Genomic DNA, 12,190 nt, shown 5'->3' on the forward strand with positions numbered 1-12,190 from the left:
AGCTAATATAGTTGAGCGTGCGGTTTTGTTTAGTGAAAATATAGTGATGAGGGAAAGCATGTACAAGAAAAAAGAAAATTTAGAGTATGGTATTATAACAGTACTGTCGGTAGGCATTTTTTTGACCATAGCCGGTATGCTGACAGGAAAGGGTCTACAGGATTCAACAGTATATAATTCGTATGCATTACAGGCAGATTCATGGAGGCAGGGAAGATTGGATCTTGGACAGGATTATCCATGGCTTGAACTTGCAATCTATCAAGGAAAGTATTATGTCAGTTTTCCGCCATTTCCTTCTTATATTTTGTTTCCGCTGACCTTCTTTTTTGGCAGTAATACGCCAGATGCCTGTATCCTGTTTATCAGTAATTTGTTGTGCGCATTCTATATGTACAGACTGGCTGTTAAAGAAGGAATAAATCCACAGGCAGCTATGCTGGAAACTTTACTGGCAGTGATTTGTTCTAATTATGTATTTGTGATGTTGGATCCCTCAGTGTGGTTTATTGCACAGGCGATGTGTGTAACTTTGGCAGTAGCAGCTGTTTATTATGCTGTTGAAGGAAGGGGTGGTCTTGCATTGGCATTATGGGCATGTTCAGTTGGATGCAGGCCGATGCAGATCGTTTTTTTACCATTACTGTTATATCTTTTATATCAGAAGGAGCATATGGATTGTCCAGAAAGAAAAGTATTGGAAATGATCAGGAGAAGAGTTTTATGGTTTGTACCGGTAACATTAATAGCAGTATCTTATATGGTTCTGAATTATGTCAGATTTGAAAATATTTTAGAGTTCGGACGTAAATATTTGCCAGAGTTTGTAAATGAACCCAATGGACAGTTTAATGTTATATATATGAAAGAACATATAAGGCAACTGTTCGCATGGCCGCGGTTTGATAAAAATGGACGTATGATTATTGATAATATGGGAAATTTGAGCATGATGCTGATCACGCCTGTTTTTGCTATATGTATTTTATATATGATTTATTCTGTTGCAAAGGGGAATACTACCTTACTGAAGAAGCTGATTTTTGTAAGCATACTGGCAACGATTTATATGACGATCATTGTCATGCACAGGACAATGGGAGCATGGCAGTTTGGCAACAGATATTCCAACGATATTATTCCCTGGATTTATCTGGGAATTTTGTGGTGTGATAAGGAGTATCCGAAGCTGATTAAATATCATATACCATTTGCGGTATGGGGGCTCTGTCTGAACCTTGTGGGCAGTGTAGCCGTTTATAATTGGTGGATCTGATAAATTCTGATGTCTCCACTGGTAAATACGCAGGTGAACAGCTGGTCAAACAGGGTTTCATCCAGAGCAAAGCTGCTTCGTTCCCAGGAAGAGATCATGATATAATCTACATCATACTTTTCAAATAAAGCGGCAGAAGCAGCCGGATCCTCAAACATGCTTTTTACATCCTGCACCCTCTGCTCATCATAAATGCCATGGGTAGAAAGAAGGAGAGGAGAACCGTTTACAATATTGCGGCCAGTCAGAGAAGTGATCTCATTTACATGACGGTCATTGGTCAGGATCACAGTGTCCGGGGGAGTCGACTGCTCAATATAAAGAGCTGCCTCTACGTGATTGTTTGCATAAAGAGTGTAATCGGAAACTATTTCCCGGCCGAGGGTCAGAATGGCGGAAACACAGGAAAACAGAAGAAAGCAGACAGTCCAAAGACGGACACCTGGAAGACGTTTTGCTTTCTGATAGATCCAGTCTCCATAGTCTGCACAGAGGCAGCATAGAAACAGATAGACCACATACAATAGCTTGTTATTGTCATATGTGTTAGGAGAGAAAGAGATCAGCTCCATGACAAACCAGATCAGAAAAGCCGGACATATGATGGCAAAGGTTTTCTTCGAGCAGTAGATTAGTGCTGGGATCAGCAGGAGAAAGATCACACCAAAGTTTTTGATATAAAACCAGAGATAAGGATCTCCCTGATTTGACCAGTTAAAGTGACTGGTGGTAAAGCCAGAGCCAGATGCCTGGGAGAATGTCCAGTTAAAGAGCTGGGGCAGGGCAAGCATCAGTATGATGACAAGATAGATTCCCCAGGTGAAAAGCAGCTCCTTACAGCCATTCTGCTTTATATAGGAACAGAGTGCAGTGATGCCAAAAAGAAATAACAGTGCAAGAACAGAAAGGCATATTTTCATAAAAACAGGACTGTCGCTTCCGGCTTCTCCATGGCTGAAAAGCTGTAGAATACTCATACCGGTAAAGAAGGAAAGACAAAGAAAAAGGCCGGGCTTTTTTATGGGAAGTTTATGAGGCAGGCTGTGGTATAACTGCATCAGAAGCCAGGAAGCACTGACCATGGCCATAGCCAGAAATGAATGGGTATGGATCATAGGAAGAGCTCCGACAAGCAGTGCGCAGAAGGCAAAAAGGTCTTTTTCCTGATGATACACAGCGCGCCACAGAAGCCACAGACAGGGAAAAAGCACAGCATAGCCAAAGAGTGTGGCACGCTGCGGCAGAAGCATATCCACGATAACGTTGACAAAGCGGATGTTATTGCTGATCAGGTTTGTCGGAGTCTGATAATATTCCGTGAAAATATTCTGAAAGAAATAAGTCTTATTATTTGTCCAGTCCAAAAAATAAAGAAATCCAAGTCCTCCATTATAAAAGAATAAAAACCAGGCAAGGCAGGCTTTTGAAACTTTTTTTAACCATGTATAAGCAAAACAGTAAAACCCTGTCATGACCTGAAGAATGGCAAAGTACATGGGAAACATATAGGCATAGCGAAGAGATGCTCCGAAGGTATACAGACTGGAGGAAATACTGTCACAGAGAAACGGGTAGCAGAGTCTGTGACCGGGAGAGATCGTATATTCCGGCGGAAATGTCTGCTGAACGGAAATTCCGGTAATGACGCCAAGATGAAAGTTAATATCCCCATAGGAACATTGGCCAGTGTGCAGACCGTCTTCCTTTACCAGCAGAGTATGGGTAGAGAGCATATAAGCAAAAAGAATAAAGGTGGTGCTGCACAGGATCAGAAATATCCGGTGCTTTTTTAGAAAGGCGCGAATACATTCTCTGGATGGCAGATGATATGGAGCGTTTTCAGCTTTGAAAAAATCCAGCAGAAAAAGGATCAGCGTACATGATCCGGCGGCCAGAATATGGGACAGCTTTGAAAAACCGAATATAAAGGAAAAAAGAGCGGGTATCCACATCAGAAGGACGCTGCCTAAAACGCTGCCGCACAGCAGCCTTGTGATCATATCTTTTTTGCGGAGCAGAAATCCGCTAAACAGGATACCACAGCCCTGAAAGTACAGAAACAGAACAGTGCCTGTGAGATTACCGAGAAAAGAACCGGTATGTACTAAAGTATTCATGATCGTTTCCTCTTTTACGAAAATGCTCATCAGCGAAATGCTGATTTTTCATTATGTTATCACAGAGTTTCTGAGAAAACAATGAAGAATACAGTATACCCCTGTGTTTCTTAAGATAACCTGAAGATAATCTTAACATTAAGGCAGGTACATTGACACATGGGAAATGCTCTGCTAGCATGAGAATATCGAAAGTGTATTAACTGTAATAATACACGTACAAATAGAGAAACAGGTTCACTCAGATTGAAAGAGAGGGGGACGCTATGATTTATATTGATGTCAGAGACAGCAGGCCTATATATGAGCAGATCGTTGAAAAGACCAGAATGCTGATACTGCGTGGGGTGATCAGGAAGGATGAGAAACTGCCGAGTGTCAGAAATATGGCAGTAGAGCTTTCCATCAATCCCAATACCATACAACGGGCATACGGGGAGCTGGAACGGCTTGGTTACATTTATACAGTAAAAGGAAAGGGGAATTTTGCATCTGGAAAAGAGTCACTTCTTACGGAGTACAGGAAAGAACTGCTTAATAAAATTACACAGACCAGTGAACTGGCATTCAGCATCGGAGTGACAGAAAAGGAACTGACAGAGGCAGTTCTGGTGGCGGAAGGGAGAGCGTGAGATGATAGAGATCAGAAATATCAGCAAGTCGTTTGACGGGATCAGGGCAGTAGATAATGTCAGTGTCTCAATAAAGGAAAATACCGTATTTGGACTGATCGGAACAAACGGAGCTGGAAAGAGTACACTCCTGCGGATGGTTGCAGGAGTACTGGAACCGGATGAAGGGGAACTGGCAATAGATGGTCTTGCTGTATTAAACAATGTTGAGGCAAAGAGAAAATTTTATTTTATCGCTGACGAGCCATATTTCTTTGCAAACAGTAATGCAATGGATATGCAGAAATATCTTTCCAGCGTTTATCCTGAATTTATGACAGAGGATTTTTATAGTTATCTTGTAAATTTTGGCCTGGATAAAAGGCGCAAGGTCAATACCTATTCCAAAGGAATGAAAAAGCAGCTTGCCCTGATCTGTGGCATTTGCAGCAACGCAAAATATCTTCTCTGTGACGAAACCTTTGACGGACTTGATCCTGTTATGCGCCAGGGGATCAAAAGTATCTTTGCCAGTGAAATGGAAAGAAGAGGACTGACACCGGTCATTGCTTCCCACAACCTGCGGGAGCTTGAGGACATCTGTGATCATGTGGGACTGCTTCATAAGGGAGGAGTGCTGCTGTCCAAGGATCTTGAGGATATGAAATGCAACATCCAGAAGGTACAATGTGTTTTTGCAACCAGTGAGGATGAAACAAGGGCGATCGGGGCACTGGATATTATGAAAAATGAGAAGAGGGGATCGTTAAATACGCTTACCGTACGTGGCAACAAGGCGGAAATCCTGGCGATCTTTGCTACTGTCAATACTGTATTTTTTGAGGCTCTTCCTTTATCTCTTGAAGAGATCTTTATCAGCGAAACGGAGGTAGTCGGCTATGATATCAAAAAACTCATTCTGGGTTAGTCTGAAGGAAAATAATAAAAGGAGAATCTGGCTGTGGATATTAAGTGCATTTACTTATCTTGTGGTATTGCCGACGGTGACAGCCATGTTTATCAGCAGTTATAAAACAAATAACAGTTATTTGATTGAGCAGTATGGGGAAAGCGCAGGCATGGAAAGAATCCGGCAGGAGACCATGAATCAGCTTCTGCAGATATTTAATGGGGATAATCTTCTGCTTCTTGTGATAATTTCGGGAGTTGCCATAGTCAGCGGAATACAGGGCTTCAGCTATCTTTATCACAAGAATAAAATTGATTTTTATCAGGCAGCTCCTGTGAAACAGAGCCGGCGGTTTCTGACAATCTGGTTAAATGGAGTTCTGGTATATCTGATACCAGGATTTGCTGGTACTGTATTATGTCTGCTGGTTATGGCAGGAAATCAAATGCTGACTGCAGAAATTCTGCAGCAGACCGGAATTGCCTTTTTCCTGCTTTTGTTTGTATATCTTGGCTGTTATCATATGACCATTCTGGCAGTCATGCTGACGGGAAATGTTTTGATTACGTGTCTTGGAACTGGTGTTTTTTTCTTATATGAATGGATGGTAAGAAGTGTGCTCTCTGGTTATAAGCTGATGTTTTTTCCACATTATTCCACATTTAACCAGTCGGATATGCCGTATTTCTCGCCAATCGCCATGTTTATCCGTTACAGTGAAAAAAGAAGTGAAGGACAGGCGGGTATCCTCGGAACGGTGCTGCAGCTTTCCCTGTTCAGCGGAATTGTGCTGGCTCTTGCATACTGGTGTTACCGGAAACGTCCGGCAGAAGCAGCCGGCAGAGCAATGGCTTTTAAAGTAACACAGCCTGTGATCAAAATTGCACTTGCCATACCGGCATCACTGTTTGCCGGTCTGATTGTCAGTAATATAGTGGGATATTCACCCTTATGGAATAGCGGATCACCTGGTTTTCCTGTCTTTTCCATGGCCATTGTAGTGGTTGTGGTATGCTGCCTGATGCAGGTGGTTTATGAATTTGACATTCGTGGGATTCTGCACAAAAAATGGCATATTCTGATATCCAGTGCAGCAGCTGCATTGATCTTCCTTGTATTTTCAAAGGATCTTACTGGATATAACAGCTATGTGCCAAAGGTCGACAGGGTGAGCAGTGCAGTATTGATTTCACCCTATGAATACAGTGTATATGGTGATGATTATTATGACGAAAACCTGAAATATGAGGATCGTATGGAGTATCTGGCAGATAATATGTATTTGTCAGATATTGGATCACTGAATAAATTATTGCAGAAATCTATTGATAGTCTTGGAAAATATTCTGACCTGAGTGCTCTTTACGAGGATGAGAATGCAGAATGGTATTGTTTGAACGTGATGTACCGGATGGGAAACCATAAGACTGTACAGCGGGAATTTTATGTGAATATGAAGGATCAGGAGACACTTGATCTGCTTGACCGGGTGATTGATTCCGAAGAATATATTTCTGCAGTATATGGAAAAATGATGGATACCATATATCAGATTATGGAGAAGCATGCAGACGGTATAAAGCTTAGCTATACCTATGGAAACAGCATTGATGCCGGTAAACTGTCTGAGGAAGATGCACTGACATTGATGAAGTGTTTTATGGAGGATATCAGAAAAACTGATTTTTCAGAAACCAGAAAGGAAATATCCTACGGAAGTCTGGAAATTGCAGTGCAGCAGGACAATGGATTTTATACTATGAATCGGCATAAGGAATTCAGGATATATCCTTCTTATGAGAATTGTGCAGCATTTCTGAAGGAAAAGGGACTTTATAAGGAAATATTTATTGATCCTGATGAGGTTGAGAAAATACAGGTTATCAATTATAATTGGGATAAATCGAATACAGATATGGCAGTAGCAGATACAGCAGTTTATACGGAAAGTATGACAGACAGCGCAGAACCGGTATATTATGAAGATACCTATGCATATGAGGGTGATCCTTATATGGTAAGACAGACCTATAGTGACAGAGATAAAATTGAGGAAATCAGCCAGAAGCTGTATCCGATGGATCAGGGTGGGGCTGACTTTACCTCAGATGTGGATTTTGATACAGATTATGAGGTGATTGTCTATTTTAAACCGGAAAGCAGTATTACGGCAAGCTATACCGGCTTTGTCGGATGCTATTTCCTGAAGGGTGAAGTGCCTGAATATGTACAGGAGGATACTGCCTGTCAGGAATAATGCTGTTGACAACAGGAGGATAAAGGATGAAGGTAAGGCAGGAAGGAAACAGACTGATCATAGCAGATGGCGTTTCACAGGTATGGATCGATCCATGGGGAGAAAATTCTGCCAGGATCAGGATGACAAAAGAAGCCAGAATGGATGAGAATGACTGGGCGCTGACAGAGCCTGTGAAGGAATATATCCCGGTCATCACTGAAAAGGAGCTTGATATCACTGATCCCTGGTACAAAGGGGATGAGTGGACGAAATATCATATGACCGGGAAGGAATATACCATGGTCAATGGTAAGCTTACGGTGAAGATCAATCCGGAGGGCTGGATCAGCTTTTATAATCAAAAGGGAGAACTGCTGACAGCAGAGTACTGGAGAAACAGAAACAGGATCAATCGTTATGCGGTTCCTTTAAGGATTGATGCCAGGGAAATGAAGCCCGTGCAGGGAACTGATGAATATGAAGTGACCATGCGGTTTGAGGCTTTTGATGATGAAAAGATCTATGGTATGGGACAATATCAGGAGAAGAACCTGAATAAGAAAGGTGCGATTCTTGAACTTGCACAGCGAAACAGTCAGGCCAGCGTTCCCTTTATGGTATCCAGCAGGGGTTATGGACTTTTCTGGAATAATCCGGCGATCGGAACAGCTGCCTTTGGGGCAAATAAGACAGAGTGGTATGCAAAGCGGACAAAAAAGATCGATTACTTTATTACAGCAGGGGATACACCGGCTGAGATAGAAAAGCAGTATAGTGATGCCACGGGACGTACGCCCATGATGCCTGAGTTTGGTCTTGGTTACTGGCAGTGCAAGCTGCGCTATCGGAATCAGGAGGAGCTTCTGAAGGTAGCAAGGGAGCATAAGAGAAGAGGTCTTCCCATGGATGCCATTGTCATTGACTTTTTTCACTGGTCCATGCAGGGTAACTTTGAGTTCGAAAAGCGTGACTGGCCGGATCCGGAAGCGATGGTAAAGGAGCTGAAGAAGCTTGGAATTGAGACAGTAGTTTCCGTATGGCCTACTATTGACGAAAGAAGCAAATATTTCGGAGAGATGAGCGATAATGGCTACCTTGTCCGGACAGACAGAGGCTGTGGTGATCACATGACCTGGATGGGAAATACGATCTTCTATGATGCCACACATCCGGGAGCAAGAAAGTTTGTCTTCGATAAATGCAAAAAGAATTATTATGACAAGGGAATCAGGATCTTCTGGCTGGATGAAGCCGAGCCGGAGTATGGACCCTACGATTTTGACAATTACCGTTATTATGCGGGACCGGCGCTGCAGTGCAGCAATATTTATCCGGTGATGTATGCGAAGGGCTTTTATGACGGTCTGAAGGAAGCCGGAGAAAAGGAGATTATGAGCCTTGTACGCTGTGCATGGGCAGGCAGCCAGAAATATGGTGTGCTGACCTGGTCTGGGGATATCCATTCTTCCTTCCGTGCCATGAGAGAACAGCTTCAGGCAGGCCTTAATATGGGTATGGCCGGTATTCCCTGGTGGACTTCTGATATAGGAGGCTTTATCGGCGGTGATATTACAGATCCGGCATTTAAAGAGCTTCTGGTCAGATGGTTTGCATGGGGAGCTTTCTGCCCGGTATTCCGTATGCACGGTGAAAGATCACCCTGGTATGAGAGAGAAGAAGAGTTTATTGACGGTGTCCGTCAGCTTACCTCCGGTCAGGATAATGAAGTATGGAGCTTTGGAGAGGACAATTATGAGATTCTCAAAAAGTATCTGTTCCTACGTGAAAAGCTTCGTCCCTACATTCGTGAGTGCATGAGAAGAGCCAGTGAAACGGGAGAACCTGTCATGCGGCCGCTGTTCTTTGATTTCCCGGAAGATCAGAAGGCATGGGAGACAGAGGATGCCTATATGTTTGGAAAGGATCTTCTGGTAGCCCCTGTGATGGAAGCAGGCATATCAGAAAGAGCAGTATACCTTCCGGCAGGCACCAGATGGAAAGAAAGTGCTACCGGCAGGATATATGAAGGCGGTGAAACAGTAAGTGCCAGTGCACCGATCGACATTATTCCAGTCTTTATCAGAGAAGGTGCAGATATTTCCGTCTATGAGAACTGAGAAGGTAACAGAAGCAGGAGATAGTCTCTGAGAAAGGAGACAGCTTCCGAAAATAAATACAGAAAAAGATAACAGACATTCGGAGAAATCTGGGTGTCTGTTTTTTATGCTGTCATGCCACTGGAGATTTTTATATTTCGAAAAGTTTCGTAACTCATGTGTAGATTTGAACAAAAGAGACAGGCGTACCGGATGGCTATGATGAAAATCCCGGTTATGTAGATACAGAGGGCAGAACAGAGATCACTAACAGAAGAAGATCCCAGACAGGTGATGATATGAGTCTGATCCTATGGCTGATAGTACTTGGCACGTCCATGAGCTGTACAGGTATAGCTATAGCAATGCAATATAGAAAGTCAACAAAAAAAGATAAGAAATAGCAACAAAAGCATAAAAAATGCGCAAAAATCACCATGCGGTATACTCAGCATGGCGATTTCCAAGCGTAGATGATAGCAAAAATAGCATAGTGATATTGCATTGCGAAAACGATTACGGTAAAATATTACATAGGAATAGGATGTTGGATCGTGTGTGGGATTCAGTATCCGACTGCAGGGTATCTGTGTATTGTGTGGCACAGCCTGTGGAGGTTAATAGTTTTACAAGGGGAGTATTGCTATGTTTAATCTTTCAAGAAAAATGAAAAGGATGCTTGCTGTTGTTCTGGTAGAAACGATTGTGGCTACCAATGTTTTTGTGTCATATGCTGAGGAAGACCACAGCATTATGTGCCAGATGACGGTAGAGGAAGCCGACGCAGCAGCGGCAGAACAGGAACAGAAGAACGAGGAAGTTTCCGTTCCACAGGTGACCGAGAACAGTGAGACTGAAAATACAGAAGTGGAAGTACAGGAACAGGAGCCTGCAGTAATAGAGACGCCGGCAGAAGATGCGGCAGAAGAACCGGAAGAGACAGAGGTTCCTGTGGCAGAGATTCCGGAAGATACTGCAGAAGACCAGGAAGCAGTAGAAGCTGCTGATGGAGAAGAAATCCAAGCAGAAGAAGCTGCACCTGCAGAAAGCGCTGAGCCTGCACAGGAAGAACAGGAAGAAGCCACAGCACCTGTTCCTGAGCAGACAGAAAGCTCTGCAGAAGAGCAGACACAGAATACAGATAACAAGGACAGTAACGATAATAATGGCGATACCACTGAGTCTGAAGCACAGACATTGGAGGCTGAAGAAAGTGAGCCAGCAGCAGTGGCAATCCCTTCAGAAACACCCGCTGCTATTGCAGAAGCAACCGAGCAGCCCACTGAAATCCCTGCTGTAACAGAAGTGGAAGAAAAGACTGAAGCTACACCGGAAGTGACTGAGGCAGCAACCACATCACCCGAGGTAAAGAGTAAAAAGGTAGAACTGTCCAAGGATATGACAGATGAAGAAAAGGTAGAAGCACTGGATGGCTATTTCGCAGAAGAAGGTGAAGAAGTAACGGCCATGAGAAAGTTCGGACCTCTGACGCTCTTTAATGTCTGCAAAGCAGCGGCTCCTGAAAATAGCGAAAAAACGGCGGAAGAACTTCTGAATGAAATCAACAAGATTACAGATGATTATTCTGTTTATACAAAAAAGATGGATCTGAATGGTCATATGCAGGCTGATATTGCTGCAGAGGTTCTGAATGTGAACAGCATGAATGAAATCGGAAGTGATGTAGAGTATGATCAGAGAGTAAAAGACTGTTATGTTGGCGAAATCAATATTAAGGATGGTGGGGTACTGGATCTAGGAAGTGCCACAGGAACATTGGAGCTTGGAAATGAAGTGGTTTACAGTGATGCAAATGGAGACCATATGAAGTATACCTATAAGGATGCTGATGGAAATTATCTGACCGAGTACACCACAAAGGATGGAAAGCGGTATACACCGTTAGGCGATCATATCATTGTTGTAAAGACTGATGAGAATGGAAATGAAACTGCATTTTATGTAAAAAAGGACAGAAGCTCAAATGTAGATGTGGCTGATAAATCAGACAATATATCTCAAAATATTGGAGCAATTACAGCTATTGCTACAGAACTTGCTCTGAAACAGGATACTGAAGGAATCAGCGCTAGCGTATCAGATAAGGTCAGAATTGATACAACAGGAAGCGAAACAGAGGTTACTGTTGTTAACATCACAATGTCCAAAGGTGAATCTGGAACTTATTATGAAGATTCCAAGGGAAATAAGCTGGTTAATCAGGCAGAGAATTTACAGATTTATACTAAAGATGACCAGATATGCATTATTAATGTGAATGTGTCTGATGCGACAGAAGAAACAGAAATTGATCTGCAGAAGTATACGATTAATGGAACGGGTACAGATGCCAACTCGGCAAGTGAAGCAGCACAGAAGTATGCTGATAAGATCGTATGGAATTTTGGGAATTATACGGGAACGATTAATGTGGCAGGAAGCATTATTGGAAGAATTATAGCACCACTTGCAAAAGTAGTGTCCAAGGCAACCAGTACAGGATCTGTTGTTTCCCAAGAGTTTGAAGTAAGAAGTGGTGAATGGCATAGTGTTTCAACACCTACACCGAAAGTGACAGAAACACCTACACCTACACCGAAGGAAACGGCAACACCAACAGCAACGCCGACGGCGACACCAACCGCGACCCCGACGGCGACACCAACGGCGACACCAACGGCGACACCGACGGCGACACCAACAGCAACGCCGACGGCGACACCAACCGCGACGCCGACGGCGACACCAACCGCGACGCCGACGGCGACACCAACCGCGACGCCGACGGCAACACCGACCGCAACACCAACAGCAACGCCGACGGCAACACCGACCGCAACACCAACCGCAACGCCGACAGCGACACCAACGGCGACACCAACCGCAACGCCGACGGCAACACCGACCGCAACACCAACAGCAACGCCGACGGCAACACCGA

Annotated in this window: 6 protein-coding genes and 1 pseudogene; 6 read left to right on the forward strand and 1 reads right to left on the reverse strand. The window is 43.5% G+C overall.

All coding sequences use genetic code 11. The features are described 5' to 3' along the window. Positions 1–58 precede the first annotated feature (58 nt). A complete protein-coding gene (locus WJQ40_RS01235) occupies positions 59–1,276 on the forward strand; it encodes a hypothetical protein (RefSeq protein WP_337537644.1) in 1,218 nt (405 codons plus the stop codon). Here WJQ40_RS01235 and WJQ40_RS01240 read toward each other — a convergent pair. Beyond that, entirely contained in the window at positions 1,258–3,393 is a 2,136-nt protein-coding gene (locus WJQ40_RS01240) for a hypothetical protein (protein ID WP_337537645.1), read from the reverse strand. The two genes, WJQ40_RS01235 and WJQ40_RS01240, sit on opposite strands and share 19 nt — an antisense overlap. Positions 3,394–3,659: 266 nt before the next feature. Here WJQ40_RS01240 and WJQ40_RS01245 point away from each other — a divergent pair, with 266 nt between their 5' ends. The 5 genes and pseudogenes from WJQ40_RS01245 to WJQ40_RS01265 form a co-directional block, all read left to right on the forward strand. After that, positions 3,660–4,025 carry a GntR family transcriptional regulator gene (locus tag WJQ40_RS01245; protein ID WP_337537646.1) on the forward strand — a complete coding sequence of 122 codons (366 nt, stop codon included), beginning with the start codon at positions 3,660–3,662 and terminating at the stop codon, positions 4,023–4,025. 1 nt (position 4,026) lies between these two features. Beyond that, the gene (locus WJQ40_RS01250; RefSeq protein WP_262575880.1) at positions 4,027–4,932 is read left to right on the forward strand and encodes an ABC transporter ATP-binding protein; all 906 of its coding nucleotides are present in this window, start codon (positions 4,027–4,029) and stop codon (positions 4,930–4,932) included. Next, the gene (locus tag WJQ40_RS01255; RefSeq protein ID WP_337537647.1) at positions 4,904–7,171 is read left to right on the forward strand and encodes a hypothetical protein; all 2,268 of its coding nucleotides are present in this window, start codon (positions 4,904–4,906) and stop codon (positions 7,169–7,171) included. Before WJQ40_RS01250 ends, WJQ40_RS01255 begins: the two co-directional genes overlap by 29 nt. Before the next feature lie 26 nt (positions 7,172–7,197). Further along, positions 7,198–9,270 carry a glycoside hydrolase family 31 protein gene (locus WJQ40_RS01260; protein WP_337537648.1) on the forward strand — a complete coding sequence of 691 codons (2,073 nt, stop codon included), beginning with the start codon at positions 7,198–7,200 and terminating at the stop codon, positions 9,268–9,270. A gap of 624 nt (positions 9,271–9,894) precedes the next feature. After that, positions 9,895–12,190: pseudogene (locus tag WJQ40_RS01265) on the forward strand (hypothetical protein); the annotation flags it as partial.

The organism is Suilimivivens sp., assembly GCF_037359455.1.
Lineage (GTDB): Bacteria > Bacillota > Clostridia > Lachnospirales > Lachnospiraceae > Suilimivivens > Suilimivivens aceti.